Consider the following 21,693-nt stretch of genomic DNA (forward strand, 5'->3'; position numbering starts at 1 on the left):
GGGCTCACGACAGGATCTTCAGGGGCGCGGCGGCCGCGGCGGCGCCGGGCGCGCCGCCGTTCGCGCGGTACAGGCGGGCGTAGGCGCCGCCCCGTACGAGCAGCTCCTCGTGCGTGCCGCACTCGACGACCCGGCCCCGGTCCAGTACCACCGTGCAGGTCGCGTCGCGCACGGTGAGCAGGTTGTGCGAGATCACGACGGTGGTCCGCCCGGCCATCAGCCGGCGCAGCGGTTCCATGATCCGGCGGCCGGACTCGGCGTCCAGGCCGGTGGTCGGTTCGTCCAGCAGCAGCACAGGTGCGTCCCTGACCATCGCGCGGGCGATCGCCAGGCGCTGGGCCTGTCCGCCGGACAGCGTCCGGCCCCGCTGGCCCACCACGGTGTCGTAGCCCTCGGGGAGCAGCCGGATGAACGCGTCGGCGTCGGCCGCGCGGGCGGCCGCGACGATGTCCGCCTCCGTCGCGCCGGGCCGGCCGTAGGCGATGTTCTCCCGTACGGTGCCGTGGAAGACGAGCGTCTCCTGCAGCACGACCGCGACGTTCTCGCGCAGCTCGGACAGCTGCAGCTCCCGCAGATCGGTGCCGTCGAGGAGGACCGCCCCCTGATCCGGGTCGTAGAAGCGCAGTTGCAGCTTGCCGACCGTGGACTTGCCCGCGCCGCTCGACCCGACCAGCGCCAGTGTCGTACCGGGCTCCACCCGGAACGACACGTCGCGCAGCGCCCACCGCGACGTGTCCGGATAGCGGAACGAGACGCCGCGGAACTCGACATCGCCCCGGGCGCGCCCGATCCTCCGGGCACGGGCGGCTTCCACCTCGACGACCTGGGGGCGCTGGTCGAGCAGTTCGATGATCCGCTCGGCCGACGCGGACGCCGCGTAGAACGTGGTCGTGAGCTGGGACAGGTCGCGGATCGGACTGTAGAGCTTGCTCAACAGGGCGATGAAGACCAGCAGTCCGCCCAGCGTGAGCTGCCCCTGCGCGAGCTTCCACGTCCCGAGGCCCATCACGGCCAGTGCGCCGGTCAGTTCGATCATCTCGACGATCGGGCCGTAGACGGAACGGATCCGGGCCGAGACCATCTGCGCGCGGAAGCGGCCCATGCTCTCCCGGGCGAACCGGCCTGCCTCCGTCCCCTGCCGGTTGTACGCCTGCACCAGCGCGATGTTGCCGAGCGACTCCTCGGCTATCGCGCTGATCGAGCCACTGCGCCGGCGCCGCTCCCGTGACGCGGCCTTGACCAGCCGCGAGAAGCGCCGGGCCGAGGCCCAGAAGAGCGGCACGATGATCAGCGCGAGGAGGGTCAGGTCCCAGCTCAGGTAGAAGAGCAGGCCGAGGAAGACGCCCAACTGGACCACGTAGTAGAGGGCGTTGGCCACGCCGGAGAGCAGGAACGTCTCGATCGCGTCGACGTCGCCGGTGATGCGCGACAGTACGTCTCCCAGCCGCCGCCGTTCGAAGAACCCGAGCGAGAGCCCCTGGACGTGCCGGTAGACGTCCGAGCGCAGGGCCAGCAGGAAGCGCTCGCCGACCCAGGTGGACATCACGTCGTCGGCGAACTCCAGAACGCCGGAGAGGATGACGAGCCCCAGGTAGGCGAGCGCGATCCAGAGGAAGGGGCGCAGATCGCGCGGAACGAGCACCTCGTCCACCACGATCTTGAAGAGCCAGATCTCGGCCGCGTCGATGAGGGGGCCGATCATGCTGAAGAGGAGGATCGGGACCAGCCAGCGCCGTCCGCCGCGGGTGTACGGCCAGAACCGCCGGAACGCCTCGCGCGGGGCGACCGGCGGCGCGGCGGCGACGACCGCATCGGGATCATCGGCCACCGACAGCAGCCGGTGCAGCGCATGCCACGCGACACGCCTCATGGACGCGTTCCTCAAGATTGCCGGCCGGGCGGATCAAGGAGCGGGGTCCGCCCAGCCGTTCTCGGCGGTCAGCAGCCGTGGCCGTGGCGGCCGTTGTTCCCGTGGTTGCCGTGACCGGTGTTCCGGTGACGACCGTTACGGCGGTTGCCGGTGTTGTCGTCGCGCCCCGAGGTCATGTCCCTCTTTCCGTGACGGCGGTGTGCTGGGATGAGATGAGTGAAGATCGCCATGAGCTTTCCTCCTGGAGAGACTTCTACAGGGGCATACGGTCCAGACGGGTCGGGAGATTGCGTTTTCCGGAAAAATCTCCCGATCGGCATGGCGTGGCACAGCACGGCACGGCACGGCATCGCGCCGCGGACAGGGCCCACGGGTGGGTGAATCGGCCCCGATCGGGCCGGGCTGGTATGGGATGGCCCGGCACACCCTCATTCGATGGGAGATCCACATGAAGATCCGTACCCTGGCCGTTGCGGCCTGCCTGGTCGTCGGTGCGACGCTGGGCGGGATCGGCAGCGCTTCCGCCGACGCCACGGCCGAAGGCTATGCCATCGGCTCCCCGGGCTTCCTTTCGGGCAACGTGGTCCAGGTGCCGATCCACATCCCGATCAACATCTGCGGCAACAGCGTCAACATCATCGGGCTGCTGAACCCGACCGCCGGCAACGTCTGCGTCAACCACTGACACGTCCGGCACGCGGTGTCACCGGATCCGTCCGGTGGCACCGCCCGGCGTGACGAGACCGACGCCAGGCCTGACAGGGCCGCAGCCCGGCGTCACGGGACCCCGCGGATGCGGCGGACCAGTACCGACCCCGCCAGCGCCAGAGCCCCCGCGAGCGCGTACAGCGCGGTGTACCCGCCGAAGTGGGTGACCACCGGCGCGGCGATCACCGGAGCCAGCACCTGGGGCAGCGCATTGGCGACGTTGATGACGCCGAGGTCCCGGCCCCGGTCCTCCGCCGTCGGCAGCACATCCGTCAGCAGGGCGAAGTCCACCGACGTGTAGACGCCGAACCCCACCCCGAGGACGAGCGAGGCGACGATCGCCCCCGTCCAGGTCTGCCAGACGGCGAGCAGCAGGGTGGCCGCCGAGATCACCAGCCCCGACCCGATGACGTAGACCTTCCTGCGGCCCGTACGGTCCGACCGGACACCGCTGACCACCACCGTGGCCAGGAGGGTGAGCGCGTTGAGCGCCGTCAGGATCAGCACGCCCGTGTCCGCGTCGTCCTCGTAGTGCACGGCATCGGTCAGGTAGTACAGCAGGTACATCGTGCTGACCGAGTACGACAGGTTCATCAGGAAGCGCGTCAACCAGGCCCAGCCGAAGTCGGGATGGCGCCGCGGATCGATCCAGAAGCCGGTGAGGAAGGTCCGCCACCGGAAGGCGGGCCGGGCGTCTGGCCACAGGCGGGTGTCGCGCCGCATCACCACGTACGGGACGGCCGCGAGCACCGAGAACGCCGCGCAGGCCAGATAACCGGCGGTGACCCCGCCCGCGACCGTGGCCAGCGCCGTGCCGACCAGGATCCCGCCGACCTGGGAGACGCCGAGCCAGCCGCCGACCAGGCCGCGCTGCCGGGCCGGCACCTGGTCGGGCACGGCGGCGGTGAGGGCGGCGAACGCCGCGTTGAGCGCGAGCTGGACCAGGCACCATCCCGCGATCACCCAGGAGACGCTCGAGGCACGGGCGAGGACGAGCAACCCGGCCGCCCCACCCAAGACTCCCGCCACCACCCAGGGGATCCGCCGGCCCGCCGACGACGTCGTACGGTCCGACAGGGCCCCGAAGACCGGGTTGGCGACCATCGAGACCGCCGCTCCCACACCCGTCACGAGGGCGAGGGTGGACGCCTTGTGGTCCGAGGTGAGCTGCTGCGCCTGGCGGGCCAGGAGCAGTTGGAGCGGGCCGAACCAGCCGACCCAGACACCGAGATTCGCGAGGGACAGCGCACCGACCCAGCGCCCGCCGACCGGGCCGGCGGTCTCCTCGGCCGTCCGACCGACGGTCATCTCCCGCCCTTGACCAGGTCGCGGTACCAGGCGAACGACTCCTTCGGAGTCCGCTCCAGCGTTTCGTAGTCGACGTGGACCAGCCCGAACCGCTGGCGGTACCCCTCCGCCCATTCGAAGTTGTCGAGGATCGACCAGATGAAGTAGCCGCGGACGTCCACCCCTTCCGCCATCGCCCGGTGCAGGGCGGCCACATGGCCCTCGTGGTACGCGATCCGCCGTGCGTCGGCGACCCGTCCCGTCGTGGGATCCGGCCCGTCCCCGTACGAGCAGCCGTTCTCGGTGATGTACAGCGGCGGCAGCCGGTCGCCGTAGCGCTCGCGCAGGGAGACGAGCAGTTCGCGCAGCCCGTCGGGGACCACCGGCCAGCCGAAGTCGGTGTGCTCGTACCCCTCGATCGGCCGGATGCCGAAGGGGAGGTCCGCGGGTATCTCGATGCCGCCGAACTCGCCTGCGGGGGCGGTCGGTTGCGGGGCGCCGACACGCATCGGGTTGTAGTAGTTGATCCCGTACCAGTCCAGCGGTGCCGAGATGGTCTTGAGGTCCTCCGCCACCGGGCCGGGCAGCAGCGCGGCCAGGCCCTCGTCCGGATACGCGCCGGTCAGGACGGGGTCGGCGAAGAGCCGGTTCGTGAGCGTGTCGTACAGCTCGGCGGCGGCGCGGTCGGCCCCGTCTTCGCTCGCGGCCCACACGGGGCTGTGCGAGGCGGCGATGCCGATCTCACGGGCGCCCGCCGCACGCAGGGCCTGGACGCCCAGGCCGTGGGCCAGGAGCTGGTGGTGCGCCGCGGGCAGGGCGTCGAAGACGAGACGCCTGCCGGGCGCGTGCTCGCCGAGGCCGTATCCGAGGAGCGTGACCTCGGCGGGCTCGTTGATGGTGATCCACATCGGGACGCGGTCGGCGAGCCGCTCCGCGACCACCGAGGCGTACGCCGCGAACCGCTCGGCGGTGTCGCGGCTGAGCCAGCCGCCCTTCTCCTCCAGGGCGAGCGGGGTGTCCCAGTGGAACAGGGTGGGCACCGGGGCGATGCCGGCGGCGCAGAGCTCGTCGACCAGCCGGTCGTAGAAGTCCAGCCCCTTGCGGTTGACCTGCCCGTGGCCGTCCGGCAGGACCCGCGACCAGGACACCGAGAACCGATAGGCCCCGACGCCGAGTTCGGCCATCAGGGCCACGTCCTCGCGGTAGCGGCGGTAGTGGTCGGTGGCCACGTCCGCGTGCGAGCCGTCTCGGATGCGCCCCGGCTCCTTGGTGAAGGCGTCCCAGGAGGAGGGGCCCCGGCCGTCGGCGGCGGGGGAGCCTTCGATCTGGAAGGCCGAGGCGGAGACGCCCCAGAGGAAATCGGCGGGGAACACGGGTGCGGGCGCTGTCATGCGGGCTCACTTCGGTCGCAGGTGCATCGCTGACGGCACACTTTTGGGCCCCGGAGCCCGCCCTGTCAATGGAAAGTGAACAATCCTCAACTTTTATCGCGGGGGTGGCGGCGAGGTGGCCGCGGGGCAGCGGCGGGGCGGCGGCGACGGGTCGGAAACAACGCGGTCGGGCCGGGCCCGGGTGCAGGGGGCACCCTGGAGGTATGCCCAGGGCCAACGAGCAGGTCGAGGCACTGCTCCGGGAGTACGCCGACCTGATCGCGATCAGCGGCGGCGACGCCTTCAAGGCGCGCGCGTACGAGAAGGCCGCCCGCGCCATCGGCGGCCACCCGGCCGACGTCGCGCAGCTCGACGCCAAGGGCCTGCGGGAGATCCCGAACGTGGGCAAGTCCATCGCGGACAAGATCGTGGAGTACCTGCGCACCGGGCACGTCCCGGACATCGAGGCGCGCCGGGCCGCCGTCCCGGCCGGGGTGCGGACACTGACCGCCATCCCCGGGCTCGGGCCCCGCAAGGCCCTCGTCCTGTACGAGGAGCTGGGCATCTCGTCCGTCGAGCAGCTGGAGGACGCCGTCCGGGAGGAGCGGCTGCGCGATCTGAAGGGCTTCGGCGAGCAGACCGAGCAGAACGTCCTGCACGGCATTTCCGTACTCCGGAACGCCGACGGCCGCATCCTGCTCGGCGCCGCGATGGACAGCGCCGAGCAGATCGTCGCCGAGATGGAGCGCATCCCGGGGTGCGTACGGTGCACGTACGCGGGCTCGCTGCGCCGGATGCGCGAGACGATCGGCGACATCGACATCCTGGTGGCGGCCGACCGTTCCGCACCGTTCATGACGGCCCTCGCCGAGCTCCCGTACGCGGCCGAGGTCATCGCGCACGGGGCGAAGAAGACCTCCATCCGCACCGGCGCCGGCCTCCAGGTCGATCTGCGCGTCCTGCCGCCGGCCTCGTGGGGAGCAGGGCTGCAGTACTTCACCGGGTCGAAGGCGCACAACATCCGCACGCGCGCGCTGGCGGTGCGCCAGGGGCTCAAGCTCTCCGAGTACGGGCTCTTCGACGCAGAGAGCGGCAAGAACCTCGCCTCGGAGACCGAGGAGGAGATCTACGCCCGGCTCGGCCTGCCCTGGATCCCGCCGCCGCTGCGGGAGGACCGCGGGGAGATCGCGGCCGCGCTGCGCGGCGAACTCCCCGACCTCATCGCCGAGGGCGACATGCGGGGCGACCTGCACACCCACACTGACCTCACCGACGGCCTCGCCTCCCTGGAGGACATGGCCGCCGCTGCCGCCCGCGGCTACGCGTACTACGCGGTCACCGACCATGCGCCGGACCTCGCCATGCAGCGCATGACGCAGGAGAAGATCCTGGCGCAGCGCGAGCAAGTACGGGCACTGGACCGCACGGTGCACGGGATGCGGCTGCTGCACGGCACGGAACTCAACATCGGCCCGGACGGCGGCCTGGACTGGCCCGACGAGTTCCTCGCGGACTTCGACCTGTGCGTGGCCTCCGTGCACTCGCACTTCGGTCAGAGCCGGGCAGCGATGACCCGGCGCTTCATCCGGGCCTGCGAGAACCCGAACGTCGCCGTCATCGGCCACCCCACCACCCGGCGGATCGGCCGGCGCCCCGGTGTGGACGCCGACTTCGAGGCGGTCTTCGAGGCGTGCGCGCGGACGGGCACGGCACTGGAGATCAATGCGCATCCGGAGCGGCTCGACCTGCGCGACGAGGACATCCTGCGGGCGAAGGGCCACGGGGTGAAGTTCGCGGTGAACTCGGATGCGCACGCGACCACGCACCTGCCGTACCTGCGCTACGGGGTGGGCACGGCGCAGCGCGGCTGGCTGACGAAGGACGATGTCATCAACACCTGGCCATGGGCCCGCCTGCGCCGGTTCCTACACGGGAAGCGGGCCTGACGGCGCCTTGCGACCCGTCCTACGGCTCGCCGGCCCAGGCGGCGAGCGCGTGGCACGCGGCGCGCACCGCACCCGACCGGACCCGCTGCAGGAAACGCCGTCCGGCCCGCCCCCGAGGATCGGGGACGGGCCGGGGCGTGCGCCGGGTGGGTCAGTTGTTCTGGGTGGCGTCCGAGTCCGCCGAGTCCGCCGCGCTGTCGGCATCGTCCAGCTTCTGCTGCATCTCCTTGGCCCGGGCGTCGTCGGAGCCCACGGACTGGGTGCCCTGGGGCTGGGCCTTCGCTCCGGGCATGCAGCCGGTGAGCAGCAGCGCGGCCGCCGTGAGCAGGGTCGCGAGACCCGCGGCGGCGCGGCGGGGCACGGTCACTTGGACCCCTGCGCGGAGCACCAGGTGCTGACGGCCTTCAGGTCGTCCTGTCGCTTCTGCAGGGTGGGCAGCAGGCTCTTGCGGAAGGTCAGGCGGTCGTTCAGGTAGGTGTGGACCTCGGTGTGGCCGGCGGTCTGGGCGTTCGCGACGCGCTGCTCGAGCCGCGCGACGGAGCCGGGGACGGTGACGTCGCCGTTCAGGCGGTTGATCGCGGAGGTGACGCGGGTCTCGGTCTTCGGCAGGCGCTTGCAGATCGCCTTGGCGCCGTCGCCCTTCGGCGCGGACTTGGCCGTCTTCGGCGCTGCGGGGGCGGGGCTGCCGCCATCGGCCTGGGCGGGGGCGGCGGAGAGCAGAGCGCCGGCCAGCGCCACGGCGCCGATCGCGGCAGCGGCGGTCCTACGGTTCGGGAGCATGGCTGAATCCCCTTCGGTGCGAACGGGCCGGCTCACAGGCGGCCGACCGATCAGGACGGTAGGAGGTGTCTTTGTGGAATCTTTGTGAGTCCACAGGAGCGCCCCCTCTGAGGCCCCGCACCTCTGAGGCACCGCACCTCTGAGGCACCGCACCTCTGAGGCCCCGCACCCCTGAGGCCCGGCACCCCTGAGGCCCGGCACCCCTGAGGCCCCGCACCCCTGAGGTCCCGCCCCCTGAGGCCCGGCCCGGCCGGGCCGGCGCCCGTTCAGTCCCCCCGGGAGATCCAGTCGCGGCGCCTCGGCAGGCGCAGGGTCGGCGCGTCCGCGGCCGACAGGGGCAGGCGCACCTCGACGCGGGTGCCCGCGCCGCCGGGCGGCGTCCCGATGGTGACCGTGCCCTGGTGCAGCGCGACCTGCTGGGCGACGAGCGTCAGCCCGAGCCCGGAGCCGGGGCTGCCCGGCCGGTGGTGGAACCGCCGGAAGACGGCTTCCCGCTCGCCGGACGGGATGCCGGGCCCTGCGTCGTCCACGGTGAGCACCGCGTACCCGCCCTCCGCGCGCAGCCGTACCTCGATCCGGGACGGCGAGTCCGGCAGGTGGCCGTGCACCACCGCATTGCCCAGCAGGTTGGCGAGCAGGATGGCCAGCCCGGCATCCCACCCGAACACCCATAGCTCCGGCGGGAGTTCGGCTTCGAGCCGGGCCGCGGGGTGGCGGCGGGCGGTCTCGCCGACGACCGTGTCCACCAGCTCGGAGAGGTCGAGCGGGGCGAAGGCGGACACCTCCACCAGATCGCCCCGGGCGAGCATCCGCAGGGCCGTGAGCAGGTCCAGCAGCCGGGCGTGGTCGCTTTGCAAGTCCCGTACGATCTCGGCCCGTTCGGCGGGGGAGAGGTCGGGGTGGGCGGCGAGGACGTCCAGGTCGGTCCGCATGCTCATCAGCGGTGTGCGCAGCTCGTGCGAGGCGGCGGAGGAGAACGAGCGGGCGGTGTCGAGCGCCTGCGCCGTCCGGGCCGCCTGCTCCTCGTACCGGGCCAGCAACTGGCCGATGGCGCAGGCCAGTTCGTCCACCTCGGTGATGTTCACCGGCGCGGTGGGGAAGGCGGCCGCGCCCGCCCCCGGGTCCAGTGCGGCGGCCCGGCGGCTCAGCCTCCGTACGGAGGCGGTGGCGCGGCCGGCCAGCCCGTACGCCAGCAGCCCGGAGACCGGCGCCGCCAGCAGGGCGACCAGCAGGACCCGGCGGCGCACGGCCACGACCTGCGGGTCGGCGGCCGAGGCCGGGGTGAACAGCCAGAACGTGCCCGGCGCCGGTCCGGCCACCGGGACGGTCAGCACCCGCCAGGCATGCCCCTTGGCCCGGACGGTGACCGGCCCGCCCGGGGTCTGCTCGGGCAGCCGGACCGGATCGGCGGGCTGCGGCCCGCCCTCCAGGACGACCGTTCCGTCGGTGGTCCGTACCCGGATCCCGGCGTCGAGGACGTCGCCGAGGACCTTGCGGTGCTGGTTCTGCTCGACTTTCGGCCGCCCGTTCAGGTCGGCCGTGAGCATCGCCTTGACGTCCGGGAGGACGGCCGAGGCCCGGTCCTGCAGGCGGGTGTCCTGCTGCTGGTGCAGGTCGCGGCTGACCAGACCGAGCACCAGCAGGCCCGCGGCGAGCACCAGCAGGGGCACCACCACGGTCACCGAGAGCGCGATACGGGTGGCGAGCTTCACGAGCCGCTCCGGGCCTCGGGGACGCGCAGGACGAAACCGACACCGCGCACGGTGTGGATCAGGCGCGGGCGCCCGCCCTCCTCCAGCTTGCGGCGCAGGTAGCTGACGAAGGTGTCGACGGCGTCGCTGCGCACCTCGAAGTCGTAGCCCCACACCCGGTCCAGCAGCTGGTCCCTGGTGAGAACGATCCCCGCGTTGCGCACCAGCTGGACGAGGAGCTCGAACTCGCGCCGGGTGAGATGGAGTTCGGCGCCTTCCTGGTGTACCTGCCGGCTGGCCTCGTCGATCACCAGCGGGCCGGCGCGCAGGACGTCCGACGCAGGGGCCTGGGCCGGGCGGCGGCGCAGCAACGCGTGCAGGCGCAGCACGAGCTCCTCCAGGGCGAACGGTTTGACCAGGTAGTCGTCGGCCCCGGCCTGCAGTCCGGCGATGCGGTCCGCGACCTCGTCGAGGGCCGACAGCATCAGGACGGGAGTCTCGTCGCCCCGGGCGCGCAGGCTGCGGCAGACCTCCGTGCCGGTCAGGCCGGGCATCGAGACGTCGAGCACGAGGACGTCCGGGGCCCGGTCGGCGAGCAGGCCCAGCGCGTCGGGCCCGTCCTCGGCGAGGAGCACGGTGAAGCCGCTCAGCCGCAGCCCGCGTTCCAGCGAGCGGCGGATGGCGGCGTCGTCGTCCGCCACCAGTACCAGTCCGGTGGATGTGCTGCCGGTCACACTGCCCTCCTCGCGCGCGGCTCCCTTCGGAGGCCGGGCGCCGACCCTCTCACGGCCGCGCGCGCCACGGCCGTCCGGCCCCCCCGATGTCGTGAATCCTTCCTTGACAGGGTAATGGGGCGCCCTCACACTGGCGTTGCGTTCACCGCAATCCGTTTCGCTATACGCACCGAGGTGTCATGAAGATTCCCGCGTGCCGACTCGCCGATCTCCCGCGAGGCGAGGCCTGCAGACTCGATTCCGATCCTCCGATCGCGGTGTTCCACACCGAGGACGGCGAGGTGTACGCCATCGACGACACGTGCACCCACCAGGACGCCTCGCTGTCCGACGGCTGGCTCGAGGGGTGTGAGGTCGAATGCCCCCTGCACGCCTCGAAGTTCGACCTGCGCACCGGGGGCGTCGACTCCCCGCCGGCCAAGCGCCCGGTCCGCACCCACCAGGTCCTCGTCGAGGACGGCATGGTGTACGTCCTGCCGTCCCCGACGCCCTGTGCGGCCGTCCACCGGGCGGAAGGCCGCGCGTGAAGACCGTGGCCGTCGTCGGCGCCTCGCTGGCCGGCCTGTCCGCCGCCCGCTCGCTGCGCGAGCAGGGCTACGACGGGCGGCTCGTCCTCATCGGCGGCGAACCCCACCGCCCGTACGACAGGCCCCCGTTGTCGAAGGAGTTCCTCGCCGGCGAGATCGATGAGGACGCACTCGCCCTCGAAGCGGAGGGCGAGGACCTCGCGGCCGTGTGGGAGCTCGGCGTGCGAGCCGTCGGGCTCGACACCGGCTCGTGGGCCGAGCACCACGTACGGCTCGCCGACGGCCGGTCGGTGCGGGCCCACGGCATCGTGATCGCGACCGGCGCCGCCGCGCGGACCCTGCCCGCGAGCGAGCGCCTCGACGGCGTGCACGTCCTGCGCACCCTGGACGATGCCCGCGCGCTGCGGGCGGATCTGGCCCGCGGCGGCCGCCTGGTGGTCGTCGGCGGCGGATTCATCGGAGCGGAGGTCGCCTCCACCGCGCGGCGGCTCGGCCTCGACGTCACCGTCGTGGAGGCGGCGCCCACGCCGCTGGCCGGCCCGCTCGGTACGCAGATGGGCTCCCTCGTCTCCCGGCTGCACGCCGACCACGGCGTCCGCCTGCTGTGCGGAACGGGCGTACGCGCACTCGCCGGTACGGGGAGGGTCGAGGCCGTCGTACTGGACGACGGCCGCCGCCTCGGCGCCGACACCGTGGTCGTCGGAGTGGGCGCCCGTCCGGGCACCGACTGGCTGGCGGGGTCCGGACTGGACCTGGACGACGGCGTACGGTGCGACGCGGCCGGCCGTACGAACATCCCCGGCATCGTCGCCGTCGGGGACTGCGCGGCCTGGTACGAGCCCGCGGTCGGGGCCCACCGCCGGGTCGAGCACTGGACCGGCGCGCGGGAGCGCCCGGCCGCGGCGGTCGCCGCCCTGCTCTCCGGAGGGCGGGGCGTGCCGGAGCCGCCCCGGCCCCCGTACTTCTGGTCCGACCAGTACGGCAGCCGGATCCAGTTCGCCGGGTACGCCGCGGAGGCCGACAGCGTCACGGTCGAGGAGGGCGCGGCGGCCGACCGCAGCTTCCTCGCGGTCTACCGGAGCGCGGGCCGGCCGGTCGCGGTGCTCGGCCTGAACCAGACGCGGCTGTTCACCCGGTGGCGGCGCCGACTGGCCACCGCCGAGGCCCGGACGGCCGGTTGACCCACGGCGGGTCCCGATCCGGCGCCGCCCCGCGCCGCCCCGCTGCCCCCCCGACGCCCCGAACCACGACGTTCCGCGAGGAGTGCACGTGACCACGACCGGCCTGCCGGAAAGCCTGATCGCCACCCTCCCCGGCGACCACTACACCGCCCCGGACATCTTCCGGCTGGAGCAGGAACACATCTTCGAGACGATGTGGTTCTGCGTGGGGCGCTCGTCCGAGCTGGCCAAGCCGGGCGCCTTCCGGACCGTGGACGTCGGCCGCGAGAGCATCCTGGTGACGCGAGCGCGCGACCACACCGTCCGCGCCTACTTCAACGTGTGCCGGCACCGCGGCGCCAAGCTGTGCACGGAGCGGAGCGGCGAGGTCAGGCGGGCGTTCCAGTGCCCGTACCACGCCTGGACGTACGACCTCGACGGCAGGCTGATCGCCGCCCCCAACCTCACGAAGATGCCCGACGTCGGCCGGACCGAGTTCGGGCTGGCGCCCGTGTCCGTACGGGAATGGCTCGGGTACGTCTGGGTCTGCCTCGCGGACAGCCCGCCCTCCTTCGAGGAGCAGGTCATGGGCGCGGCCGTCGAGCGGCTGGGCGACGCGGAGTCCATCGAGCGGTACGGCATCGAGGACTTGGAGGTCGGACGGCGGATCGTCTACGACGTCAAGGCGAACTGGAAGCTCATCATCGAGAACTTCATGGAGTGCTACCACTGCGCCACGATCCACCCCGAACTCACCGAGGTGCTCCCCGAGTTCGCCGGCGGCTACGCCGCGCAGTACTACGTCGGACACGGCGCCGCCTTCGGCGAGGGCATCCAGGGCTTCACCGTCGACGGCTCGGAGGGCCTCGACCGGATCCCCACCGTCTCGCCGGACCAGGACCGCAAGTACTACGCGATCACCGTACGGCCGCAGGTCTTCATCAACCTGGTGCCGGACCACGTGATATTCCACCGGATGTACCCGGTAGCGGCCGACCGCACGATCGTCGAATGCGACTGGCTCTACCTCAAGGACGTGGTGGAGAGCGGCAAGGACGTCAGCCGCTCCGTCGAGCTCTTCGACCGGGTCAACCGGCAGGACTTCGACGCCTGCGAGCGCTGTCAGCCCGCGATGAGCTCCCGCATGTACGCCAAGGGCGGCGTGCTGGTGCCCAGCGAGCACCACATCGGAGCGTTCCACGACTGGGTCCGGGACCGGCTCGGCGCCGGGCCCGAGCAGCCGCGGCAGGAGCCGGTGGAGCGGCCGCTCAGCCCAGGTGGCCCATGCGGTGGCTGATCTCCTGCGCGCCCTTCAGCAGCAGCGGCGCCAGCTCGTGCATGCGCTCCTCGGTGAAGCGGTAGCTCGGCCCCGATGCGCTGATCGCGGCGATGACCTCGCCGTCCCGGTCGCGGATCGGGGCGGCCATGGCGTGCAGCCCGATCTCGTACTCCTCGAACGTCATGGCGTACCCGCGGTCCAGGGACGCGACGAGGTTCTTCTCGAGCTTCGTCCTGGCGGTCAGCGTGCTCGGCGTGTACTTCTTCAGACCGGCCTCCGCCAGCAGCTGCACGCGCTGCTTCGCCGGGAGGTGCGCGAGGAGGACCTTGCCGCTGGACGTGGCGTGCAGCGGGGTCAGCTGGCCCACCCAGTTGTGCGCCGTCACCGCGCCTGGGCCGCGCACCTGGCAGAGGTTGATCGCGTACTGCTCCTCCAGGATGGCGATGTTCACCGTCTCGCCGAGTTCCTCGGCCAGCCGCTCGCACACCGGGCGGCCCACCTGGGTGATGTCGATCCGCCCCGTGACCGCGCCCGCCAGCCGCACGATGCCGAAGCCGAGCCGGTACTTGCCGCGCTCGGTGGCCTGTTCGACGAGGCCGCGCGCCTCCAGCGCGCCGAGCAGCCGGAACGCCGTCGACTTGTGGACGTCGATCTCCGCCGCCACCTCGCTGACGCCCGCCTCGCCGCGCTGGGCGAGGATCTCCAGCACGCTGACGGCGCGGTCGACGGACTGCACCCCGCCCGCCGGCGCGCCCGCGGTTTCGGTGGCTGCCTCGTAGTTGCTCATGGCGAAACTATACGCGCCGTCATCAACAGCGGGCCGGGGCGAGCCGAGGCCGAAAAGTTGCGCGGAACGCAACCTGGTGCGCCTGGCGATACCCGTACTAGCATGCGCCGCATCTTGACGGCTGGGGGCAGCCCTCGGCCGGAGACGACGGAGGGACGAGACTCCGATGGTGCCCCAGCATTACGACTTCGTCATCGTCGGCGGCGGCTCGGCCGGCAGCGCCCTGGCGAACCGGCTCTCCGCGGATCCCGGCAACCGCGTCCTGGTCCTCGAAGCCGGCCGCCCGGACTACCCGTGGGACGTCTTCATCCACATGCCCGCGGCGCTCACGTTCCCCATCGGCAGCCGCTTCTACGACTGGAAGTACGAGTCCGAGCCCGAGCCGCACATGAACGGCCGGCGCATCTACCACGCCCGCGGCAAGGTGCTGGGCGGGTCGAGCAGCATCAACGGAATGATCTTCCAGCGCGGCAACCCCCTCGACTACGAGCGCTGGGCCGCCGACCCCGGCATGGAGACCTGGGACTACGCGCACTGCCTCCCGTACTTCAACCGGATGGAGAACTGCCTGGCCGCGGACCCCGAGGACGAGTTCCGCGGCCGCTCGGGACCCCTCGTCCTGGAGCGCGGACCGGCCTCGAGCCCCCTCTTCCCGGCCTTCATGGAGGCGGCCCAACAGGCCGGGTACCCGCTGACCGACGACGTCAACGGCTACCGGCAGGAGGGCTTCGCGGCCTTCGACCGCACCCTCCACCGCGGGCGGCGGCTGTCCGCCGCCCGGGCCTACCTCCACCCGGCCATGAAGCGGCGGGGCCTCGACGTGCGGACCAGGGCCTTCGTGACCCGGATCCTCTTCGAGGGCGAGCGCGCCGTCGGCGTCGAATACCGCCGCGGCCGCGGGGCGCCCCGGCAGGTGCGGGCCGGCGAGGTGATCCTGTGCGGCGGCGCGATCAACTCCCCGCAGCTGCTCCAGCTGTCCGGAGTCGGCAACGCCGACGAGCTGCGGGCCCTGGACATCGACGTCGTCCACGACCTGCCGGGCGTGGGGGAGAACCTGCAGGACCACCTGGAGGTGTACGTCCAGTACGCCTGCAAGCAGCCGGTTTCGATGCAGCCCTACCTGAAGTGGCGCCACCGGCCCCGGATCGGCCTCCAGTGGCTCTTGCGTACGGGCCCCGGCGCGACCAACCACTTCGAGGCCGGCGGTTTCGCGCGGAGCAACGAGGACGTCGCCTACCCCAACCTGATGTTCCACTTCCTGCCGATCGCGGTCCGCTACGACGGCTCCGCGCCCGCCGGGGGCCACGGCTACCAGGTCCACGTCGGCCCCATGTACTCCGACGCCCGGGGCTCCGTGAAGATCAGGAGCAAGGACCCCCGGGTGCACCCGGCCCTGCGGTTCCACTACCTCTCCACCGAGCAGGACCGCCGCGAGTGGGTCGAGGCGATCCGGACCGCCCGCACCATCCTCGGCCAGCCGGGACTGGCCCCGTACAACGACGGCGAGATCTCGCCCGGGCCGGAGGTCGAGACCGACGAGCAGATCCTCGACTGGGTGGCCCGGGAGGGCGAGACCGCATTGCATCCGTCCTGCACCGCCAGGATGGGCACCGGCGAGGGGGCGGTCACCGATCCGGCGAGCCTGCGCGTGCACGGCCTGGAGGGGCTGCGCGTCGTGGACGCCTCCGTGATGCCCTACGTGACGAACGGGAACATTTACGCACCCGTCATGATGGTGGCCGAGAAGGCCGCCGATCTCATCCTGGGCAACGAGCCGCTGCCGCCGTCCAAGGCCGAGTTCTACCGGCACCACCGCCTCCGCAGCGAGGCAGAGCAGGGGCAGAGCCCCGGCCACACCTGAGGAGGAGCGGCATGTCCGCCCGGCCCACGCCGTATCCCGAACGCCCCGTACAGGCCCCGGTCACCGGGGGCGGCCTGGCCGAGCTCCTGCGCAGGGTCCGCTACGAGGTCCTGCCGGCGAAGGCCACCGAGGACAAGGTCCTGGCCCACGTCCCGGCCGATGTGCCCGTCACGGTCACCGCCTCCCCGGCCAAGGGCCTCGGCCCGACGCTGGACCTCGCCACCCGTCTGGCCGGGCACGGCTACCGGGTCGTCCCGCACGTCCCGGCCCGGCAGATCGCCGACGCCGGCCACCTCGCGGACATCGTGGACCGGCTCGTCGCCGCCGGCATCGAGGACGTCTTCGTACCGGCCGGCGACGCCGACCCGCCGGCCGGGGCGTACGACGCGGCCCTGCCCGTCCTGCGCCGGCTCGGCGAGCTGGGCAGCCCGTTCGCGCACGTCGGCATCACCGGCTACCCGGAAAGCCATCCCCTCATCGAAGACGACGTCACCGTCCAGGCGATGTGGGACAAGCAGCCGCACGCGACGTACATCGTCAGCAACCTGTGCTTCGACCCGGTGACCCTGCGGCAGTGGCTCGGACGGGTACGGCGCCGGCAGATCGTGCTGCCCGTGCACGTCGGGGTCGCCGGGCCCGTCGAGCGCGCGAAGCTGCTGTCCATGGCCGCGAAGATCGGGGTGGGGGAGTCGGCCAAGTTCCTCACCCGGCACCCCTCGTGGTTCCTGCGCTTCGCGGCGCCAGGCGGCTACAACCCGGAGCGGCTGCTGCGCCGCAGCGCCCCCGCGCTCGGCGCACCCGAGGCCGCGGTGGCGGGGCTGCACCTGTTCACCTTCAACCAGATCGCCGAGACCGAGCGCTGGCGGCGCGCGATGCTGGAGCGCACCGGCGGCTGAACGGTGAAGGGCTGAAGGGCTGAAGGGCTGAACGGCCGGGCGGGGCGCCGCACAACCGCCGTGCCCGGGTGTCCGTCCCCTTGACGTACCGCACCCCGTGGGCGATCGTGTCGTTCCATTCAGAGCAATACGATGCGCAATACGCAACTCGCATACCGGTGTTATCCGGATGGAGGCTCCGCGCGTGGCAGATCTGTACGTCGGTGGGAAGTGGCGCGAAGCGGTGGCGGGCGGCCGTCGGGACATTCACTGCCCCGCCGACGGCGCGCTCGTGCGGACCGTGTCCGAGGCGACGCGGGCCGACACGGAAGCCGCGGTCGCCGCCGCGCGCAGCGCCTTCGACGAGGGCCCGTGGCCGCGCACTCCCGAGCGGGAGCGCGGCGCGCTGCTGCTGCGCACCGCCGAGGTGCTGGAGCGGGAGGCGAAGGAGTTCGCCCGCGCCGAATCCCTCGACACCGGCAAGCGCCTGGTGGAGAGCGAGTACGACATCGCCGACGTCGTGGCCTGCTTCCGGTACTTCGGCGGGATCGCGGGCACCAGCGCGGGCCGGGTGGTCGACACGGGCCGCGAGGACGCCGTCAGCCGGGTCGTGTACGAGCCGGTCGGGGTGTGCGGGCTGATCACCCCGTGGAACTACCCGCTGCTTCAGGCCGCGTGGAAGGTCGCGCCCGCCCTCGTCGCCGGCAACACCCTGGTCCTCAAGCCCAGCGAGCTCACCCCGTCCACCTCGATCCTGCTCATGCGCGCGCTGGAGGAGGCCGGACTGCCCGCCGGCGCGGCCAACCTCGTACCGGGAGCGGGGGCCGAGGCCGGGGCGCCGCTCGCCGAGCACCCGGGCGTGGACATGGTCTCCTTCACCGGCGGCCTGGAGACGGGCAAGCGGATCATGGCGGCCGCCGCGGCCACCGTGAAGAAGGTCGCGCTGGAACTGGGCGGCAAGAACCCCAACGTGGTCTTCGCCGACGCCGACTTCGAAGCGGCCGTGGACTTCGCCCTGACCGCCGTCTTCCTGCACTCCGGGCAGGTCTGCTCGGCCGGCGCCCGCCTGATCGTCGAGGACCCGCTGCACGACGCGTTCGTCGACGAGCTCGTACGCCGCGCCGCCGCCATCCGCCTGGGCGGCCCCTTCGACCCCGCCGCCGAGACCGGGCCCCTGATCTCCGCCGCCCACCGGACCAAGATCGAGGAGTACGTCGCGGCAGGCCTCGCCGAGGGCGCCGTACTGCGCTGCGGAGGCCGGCGCCCCGAGGACCCCGCGCTCGCCGGAGGCTTCTACTACCCGCCGACCGTGCTCGACGCGTGCCGCCCGGACATGCGCGTCGTACGGGAGGAGTCCTTCGGCCCGGTGCTCACCGTCGAGCGGTTCTCGGGCGAGGACGAGGCCGTACGCACCGCCAACGACACGGAGTACGGACTCGCCGGGGCGGTGTGGACCCAGGACGCGGGCAAGGCCCAGCGCGTCGCCCGGCGGCTGCGGCACGGCACGGTCTGGATCAACGACTACCACCCCTACCTCCCCCAGGCCGAATGGGGCGGCTTCGGGCACTCGGGCGTCGGCCGCGAGCTGGGCCCGACCGGCCTGGACGAGTACCGCGAACCCAAGCACATCTGGCAGAACGTCCAGCCCAGGGCGCAGCACTGGTTCCGCGGCTGAACCGGTGCCATCCGAAGAGAGGCCGACAGTGACCGCAACGAAGACAGAACTGCCGTCGCAGCGCGGCGCGTCCGGGGACGGGACCCCCCTGATCTCCGTCCGCGGCCTGTGGAAGGTCTTCGGGCCCAAGGCGGCGCAGGTGCCCAACTCGCCCGAGCTGTGCGCCCTCTCGCGCCGCGAGCTCATGGAGCGCACCGGCTGTACCGCGGCCGTACGGGACGTGTCCTTCGACGTGTCGCCCGGCGAGGTCTTCGTCGTCATGGGCCTGTCCGGCTCCGGGAAGTCGACGCTGGTGCGCTGTCTGACCCGGCTGATCGAGCCGACGGCCGGCGAGCTCGTCCTCGAGGGCGAGGACATCCGCGCTGCCGATCGATCGAGGCTGCGCGAGCTGCGGCGGCGCCGGTTCGCGATGGTCTTCCAGCACTTCGGGCTGCTGCCGCACCGCCGGGTCCTGGACAACGTCGCGTACGGGCTGGAGATCCGCGGCATCGGCCGGGCCGAGCGCATCCGGCGGGCCATGGAGGTGGTCGAGCTGGTCGGCCTCGCCGGGTACGAGCACTCCTACCCCGACCAGCTCTCCGGCGGCATGCAGCAGCGGGTCGGGCTGGCCCGCGCCCTCGCCGGGGACCCGGACGTACTCCTCTTCGACGAGCCGTTCTCCGCGCTCGACCCGCTGATCCGCCGGGACATGCAGAACGAGGTCGTCCGGCTGCACCGCGAGGTCGGCAAGACGATGGTCTTCGTCACCCACGACCTGTCCGAGGCGCTGAGGCTCGGCGACCGCATCCTCATCATGCGCGACGGCCGCACGGTGCAGTGCGGTACGGGCGACGAGCTGGTGGGCGCGCCCGCCGACGACTACGTCCGGGACTTCGTGGCGGACGTGCCGCGCTCGCGCGTGCTCACCCTGCGCTGGATCATGCGCCCGGCCCGCCCGGACGATGCACTCGACGGCCCGGAGTTCGGCCCGGACACCATCGTCCGCGAGGCGACGCGCGCCGTCCTCACGGCGGACCGGCCCGTGAAGGTCGTCGAGAACGGGCGGCTGCTGGGCGTCGTCGGCGACGAGGAGATCCTCGCGGTCGTCGCCGGCCCGGAGGGCGGTGCGTGATGGCCGTCCTGGCAGCGGCGGACGCGCGGCGCACGCCCGTACGCGGTGGGCGCGTACTGATCGCGGCCGCGGTCCTCCTCGGGTGGGCCGTGCTGTGGCTCGCCCTGCGCGGCGTCCACACGCTTCCCCTCGGCGCCGCCGAACTGACCCCGCTGCACCGGCGGTTCAACGAGATCAACGACGCGGTGGGGGCCGGCCGCAACAGCAACCCGGTCTTCCTCTACGTCTTCAACGAGATCCGGCTGGTGATCGACAACCTGGTCACCTTCCTCCAGGCGCTGGTCGCGCAGCCGTCGTACGGCCGCCCGGTCCCGGTGGTCGGCTGGCTGGGCGTCGTCGCCCTCGTCGGATACGTCTCGTGGGTGTTCGGGAACGTACGGGTGGCGGCCCTGGCCGTCGCCGGATTCGTGCTCTTCGGCCTCCAAGGGCTGTGGCGCGAGAGCATGGACACGCTCGCCCTGACCGTGGCGGCCGTCCTCGTCTCGCTGCTCATCGGCATTCCGCTCGGTGTCTGGGCCGGGCTGTCGGACCGGGTGCACCGCCTGGCGACCCCGGTGCTCGACTTCATGCAGACGATGCCGACCTTCGTCTACCTGGCCCCGCTGACGCTGTTCTTCCTCATCGGCCCGGCGTCCGCCACGATCGCCACGCTGGTCTTCGCGACCCCGCCCGCCGTACGCATCACCGCGCACGCGATCCGCTCGGTCCCCGCCGCCACGGTCGAGGCGGCCGAGTCGCTCGGTGCGACCCGGCGGCAGACGCTCGCCACGGTGCTGCTGCCGATGTCGAAGCGGACGGTCGTGCTGGGCGTGAACCAGACCATCATGGCCGCGCTGTCCATGGTCACCATCGCCGCCCTGATCGACGCGCCCGGGCTGGGCAAGACCGTCGTCAAGGCACTGGAGACGCTCGACGTGGGCACGGCGTTCAACGCCGGCCTCGCCATCGTCGTACTGGCCGTCGTGCTCGACCGCGTGACCACCGCGGCGAGCGAGCGGAGCGGGACCGGGGTCCTGCCGGCCGAAGGCCGGGGGAGCGCGGCGGACGCCCGGCGCCGCGGCGGGCGCGCGGCGCGCCGGCGCCGCCCCCTGGTCCTCGCCGGCGGCGTGCTCACCGCCGTGTGCATCTGGCTCTCCCACACCTACGTATGGGCGGCGCAGTTCCCGGCCGGCTCCGGTGTCGGCGGGGCGATCGCCCGTACGGCGGACTCCGCCACCGCGTGGGCGCAGGGCAGCTTCTCCGGTGTGACGGGCGGGCTGCGCGACCTGGTCACCACCCTGCTGCTCAACCCCTTCGAGGCGCTGCTGACCGGCTCCCCGTGGTGGCTGGTCGGCGCGGTGGCGGTGGCTCTCGGCGCGCTGTTCGGCGGCCGGCGTGCGGCGGCCACCGCCGCGGTGTGCGTGGCGCTGATCGTCGGCACGGGTCTGTGGCGGGACAGTATGACGACGCTGGCCTCCAGCGTGGTGGCCACCGTCGTCGTCCTGGCCCTCGGTGTCGTGGTGGGCGTGTGGATGGGGCGCAGCGCCCTGGCCGACCGGCTGATCCGGCCCGTGCTCGACGCGGGCCAGACGATGCCGGCGTTCGTCTACCTGGTGCCGTTCCTGGCCCTGTTCGGCGCGAGCCGGTTCACGGCGATCGTGGCGGCGATCGTCTACGCGGCCCCGGTGACGGTGAAGATCATCGCGGACGGGGTGCGAGGGGTACCGCAGAGCACGGTGGAGGCGGCGGAGTCGGCCGGCTCCAGCACCTGGCAGATCATCACGAAGGTCCAGCTCCCGATGGCCCGCGGAGCCCTCGCGCTCGCCACGAACCAGGGGCTGATCTACGTCCTGTCGATGGTCGTCGTCGGCGGGCTGGTCGGGGCGGGCGCCCTCGGCTACGACGTCGTGGCGGGCTTCTCGCAGGGCCAGTTGTACGGCAAGGGGCTGGCGGCGGGCCTGGCCATCGTGCTGCTCGGGGTCATGTTCGACCGGATCACCCAGGCGGCGGCGCAGCGGGCGGCAAGCGCCCCCGGCGGGCGCTGAGGCGGAAG

General features: G+C 72.5%; 18 protein-coding genes. 10 read left to right on the top strand and 8 right to left on the bottom strand.

Annotated elements, in window-relative coordinates; translation table 11 throughout:
• Positions 1 to 4 precede the first annotated feature (4 nt).
• Entirely contained in the window at positions 5 to 1,870 is a 1,866-nt protein-coding gene (locus OG299_RS35515) for an ABC transporter ATP-binding protein (protein ID WP_327363737.1), read from the bottom strand.
• A 448-nt stretch (positions 1,871 to 2,318) separates the two neighbouring features.
• Between OG299_RS35515 and OG299_RS35520 the strand changes: the two genes are divergently transcribed.
• Positions 2,319 to 2,555, top strand: coding sequence for a chaplin (locus OG299_RS35520; RefSeq protein WP_327363738.1), 237 nt, complete (start codon positions 2,319 to 2,321; stop codon positions 2,553 to 2,555).
• Between the two features lie 92 nt (positions 2,556 to 2,647).
• On the opposite strand, the gene OG299_RS35525 is transcribed toward OG299_RS35520, so the two are convergent.
• A complete protein-coding gene (locus OG299_RS35525; protein WP_327363739.1) occupies positions 2,648 to 3,886 on the bottom strand; it encodes an MFS transporter in 1,239 nt (412 codons plus the stop codon).
• On the bottom strand, positions 3,883 to 5,256 hold the full coding sequence (locus OG299_RS35530; protein WP_327363740.1) for a GH1 family beta-glucosidase: 1,374 nt from the start codon (positions 5,254 to 5,256) through the stop codon (positions 3,883 to 3,885). The genes OG299_RS35525 and OG299_RS35530 overlap by 4 nt, the downstream gene beginning before the upstream one ends.
• A gap of 203 nt (positions 5,257 to 5,459) precedes the next feature.
• Between OG299_RS35530 and polX the strand changes: the two genes are divergently transcribed.
• Complete coding sequence (gene polX, locus OG299_RS35535) at positions 5,460 to 7,181, top strand: DNA polymerase/3'-5' exonuclease PolX (RefSeq protein ID WP_327363741.1); 1,722 nt, start codon at positions 5,460 to 5,462, stop codon at positions 7,179 to 7,181.
• Between the two features lie 151 nt (positions 7,182 to 7,332).
• Here polX and OG299_RS35540 read toward each other — a convergent pair whose 3' ends face one another.
• From OG299_RS35540 to OG299_RS35555, 4 genes are all read right to left on the bottom strand, one after another.
• Positions 7,333 to 7,548 (bottom strand): hypothetical protein, encoded by a 216-nt coding sequence (locus tag OG299_RS35540; protein ID WP_266632370.1) that lies wholly within the window; start codon positions 7,546 to 7,548, stop codon positions 7,333 to 7,335.
• Positions 7,545 to 7,961: a hypothetical protein gene (locus OG299_RS35545; RefSeq protein ID WP_266632372.1), complete on the bottom strand. Its 417-nt coding sequence runs from the start codon at positions 7,959 to 7,961 to the stop codon at positions 7,545 to 7,547. Before OG299_RS35545 ends, OG299_RS35540 begins: the two co-directional genes overlap by 4 nt.
• A 266-nt stretch (positions 7,962 to 8,227) precedes the next feature.
• Entirely contained in the window at positions 8,228 to 9,673 is a 1,446-nt protein-coding gene (locus OG299_RS35550) for a sensor histidine kinase (protein ID WP_327363742.1), read from the bottom strand.
• Positions 9,670 to 10,386 carry a response regulator transcription factor gene (locus tag OG299_RS35555; protein WP_266632376.1) on the bottom strand — a complete coding sequence of 239 codons (717 nt, stop codon included), beginning with the start codon at positions 10,384 to 10,386 and terminating at the stop codon, positions 9,670 to 9,672. The genes OG299_RS35550 and OG299_RS35555 overlap by 4 nt, the downstream gene beginning before the upstream one ends.
• Positions 10,387 to 10,565: 179 nt before the next feature.
• Between OG299_RS35555 and OG299_RS35560 the strand changes: the two genes are divergently transcribed.
• The 3 genes from OG299_RS35560 (at position 10,566) to OG299_RS35570 (ending at position 13,370) form a co-directional block, all read left to right on the top strand.
• Positions 10,566 to 10,913, top strand: coding sequence for a bifunctional 3-phenylpropionate/cinnamic acid dioxygenase ferredoxin subunit (locus tag OG299_RS35560; RefSeq protein WP_266632378.1), 348 nt, complete (start codon positions 10,566 to 10,568; stop codon positions 10,911 to 10,913).
• Complete coding sequence (locus tag OG299_RS35565) at positions 10,910 to 12,094, top strand: NAD(P)/FAD-dependent oxidoreductase (RefSeq protein WP_327363743.1); 1,185 nt, start codon at positions 10,910 to 10,912, stop codon at positions 12,092 to 12,094. The genes OG299_RS35560 and OG299_RS35565 overlap by 4 nt, the downstream gene beginning before the upstream one ends.
• A gap of 88 nt (positions 12,095 to 12,182) precedes the next feature.
• Entirely contained in the window at positions 12,183 to 13,370 is a 1,188-nt protein-coding gene (locus tag OG299_RS35570) for an aromatic ring-hydroxylating oxygenase subunit alpha (RefSeq protein WP_327363744.1), read from the top strand.
• Here the strand turns inward: OG299_RS35570 and OG299_RS35575 are convergent.
• Positions 13,342 to 14,139, bottom strand: a complete 798-nt coding sequence (locus OG299_RS35575; protein WP_266632382.1) for an IclR family transcriptional regulator — start codon at positions 14,137 to 14,139, stop codon at positions 13,342 to 13,344. The two genes, OG299_RS35570 and OG299_RS35575, sit on opposite strands and share 29 nt — an antisense overlap.
• A 166-nt stretch (positions 14,140 to 14,305) precedes the next feature.
• Here OG299_RS35575 and betA point away from each other — a divergent pair, with 166 nt between their 5' ends.
• The 5 genes from betA to OG299_RS35600 all read left to right on the top strand — a co-directional run bounded on the left by betA (position 14,306) and on the right by OG299_RS35600 (position 21,685).
• A complete protein-coding gene (gene betA, locus OG299_RS35580) occupies positions 14,306 to 16,000 on the top strand; it encodes a choline dehydrogenase (RefSeq protein WP_266632383.1) in 1,695 nt (564 codons plus the stop codon).
• 11 nt (positions 16,001 to 16,011) lie between these two features.
• A complete protein-coding gene (locus OG299_RS35585) occupies positions 16,012 to 16,896 on the top strand; it encodes a methylenetetrahydrofolate reductase (RefSeq protein ID WP_327363745.1) in 885 nt (294 codons plus the stop codon).
• A 184-nt stretch (positions 16,897 to 17,080) separates the two neighbouring features.
• A complete protein-coding gene (locus tag OG299_RS35590; protein WP_327363746.1) occupies positions 17,081 to 18,550 on the top strand; it encodes an aldehyde dehydrogenase family protein in 1,470 nt (489 codons plus the stop codon).
• A 28-nt stretch (positions 18,551 to 18,578) separates the two neighbouring features.
• On the top strand, positions 18,579 to 19,661 hold the full coding sequence (locus OG299_RS35595; RefSeq protein WP_266632388.1) for a quaternary amine ABC transporter ATP-binding protein: 1,083 nt from the start codon (positions 18,579 to 18,581) through the stop codon (positions 19,659 to 19,661).
• Complete coding sequence (locus tag OG299_RS35600; protein WP_327363747.1) at positions 19,661 to 21,685, top strand: ABC transporter permease subunit; 2,025 nt, start codon at positions 19,661 to 19,663, stop codon at positions 21,683 to 21,685. The genes OG299_RS35595 and OG299_RS35600 overlap by 1 nt, the downstream gene beginning before the upstream one ends.
• Positions 21,686 to 21,693 lie beyond the last annotated feature (8 nt).

This window comes from Streptomyces sp. NBC_01296, from assembly GCF_035984415.1.
Classification (GTDB): domain Bacteria; phylum Actinomycetota; class Actinomycetes; order Streptomycetales; family Streptomycetaceae; genus Streptomyces.

Excerpts from the sequence above, each read along its gene's own strand:
- OG299_RS35525 (WP_327363739.1), bottom strand. The coding sequence starts at position 3,886 with ATGACCGTCGGTCGGACGGCCGAGGAGACCGCCGGCCCGGTCGGCGGG.
- OG299_RS35575 (WP_266632382.1), bottom strand. The coding sequence starts at position 14,139 with ATGAGCAACTACGAGGCAGCCACCGAAACCGCGGGCGCGCCGGCGGGC.
- OG299_RS35600 (WP_327363747.1), top strand. The coding sequence starts at position 19,661 with ATGGCCGTCCTGGCAGCGGCGGACGCGCGGCGCACGCCCGTACGCGGT.
- OG299_RS35530 (WP_327363740.1), bottom strand. The coding sequence starts at position 5,256 with ATGACAGCGCCCGCACCCGTGTTCCCCGCCGATTTCCTCTGGGGCGTC.
- polX (WP_327363741.1), top strand. The coding sequence starts at position 5,460 with ATGCCCAGGGCCAACGAGCAGGTCGAGGCACTGCTCCGGGAGTACGCC.
- OG299_RS35585 (WP_327363745.1), top strand. The coding sequence starts at position 16,012 with ATGTCCGCCCGGCCCACGCCGTATCCCGAACGCCCCGTACAGGCCCCG.
- betA (WP_266632383.1), top strand. The coding sequence starts at position 14,306 with ATGGTGCCCCAGCATTACGACTTCGTCATCGTCGGCGGCGGCTCGGCC.
- OG299_RS35520 (WP_327363738.1), top strand. The coding sequence starts at position 2,319 with ATGAAGATCCGTACCCTGGCCGTTGCGGCCTGCCTGGTCGTCGGTGCG.
- OG299_RS35515 (WP_327363737.1), bottom strand. The coding sequence starts at position 1,870 with ATGAGGCGTGTCGCGTGGCATGCGCTGCACCGGCTGCTGTCGGTGGCC.
- OG299_RS35545 (WP_266632372.1), bottom strand. The coding sequence starts at position 7,961 with ATGCTCCCGAACCGTAGGACCGCCGCTGCCGCGATCGGCGCCGTGGCG.
- OG299_RS35560 (WP_266632378.1), top strand. The coding sequence starts at position 10,566 with ATGAAGATTCCCGCGTGCCGACTCGCCGATCTCCCGCGAGGCGAGGCC.